We start from the raw sequence: 373 nt of genomic DNA, 5'->3' as shown, positions 1-373 counted from the left end.
CGAAGCCGCGGACCGCGTCCGCGTCGCGGAAGCGCAGCTCGGTCTTCGCGGGATGGACGTTCACGTCCAGCGCCTCGGGCGGGAGGTCCAGCCAGAGGGCGGCGACGGGGAAGCGGCCGGCGGCGATGACGTCGCGTGTGGCGACGCGGAGCGCGGTGCGGAGCATCGGGTCGGTGACGGGGCGGCCGTTGACCACGAGGGATTGGCCGGCGGCGGTGGCCCGGGTGACGGAGGGGGCGCAGACGAAGCCGGTAAGGCGCAGCTCGCCGCGCTCGGCCTCGACCGGTTGCAGCACCGCGGCGGCGTCACGGCCGAGCAAGGCGGCGGCGCGGCCGGCGCGGTCCTGCGCGGGGAGGTCGAAGGCGGGCTGGCC

1 pseudogene is annotated in these 373 nt (G+C 77.5%); it reads right to left on the bottom strand.

The features are described 5' to 3' along the window. Positions 1–373, bottom strand: a pseudogene (gene mutL, locus R5H29_RS13050) (DNA mismatch repair protein MutL); the annotation flags it as partial.

Origin of the sequence: Stenotrophomonas sp. A3_2, from assembly GCF_036624925.1 — a bacterium.
Classification (GTDB): domain Bacteria; phylum Pseudomonadota; class Gammaproteobacteria; order Xanthomonadales; family Xanthomonadaceae; genus Stenotrophomonas; species Stenotrophomonas hibiscicola.
Note: the sequence above shows the minus strand (reverse complement) of the source record. Positions and strands in the feature narration are given on the sequence as shown.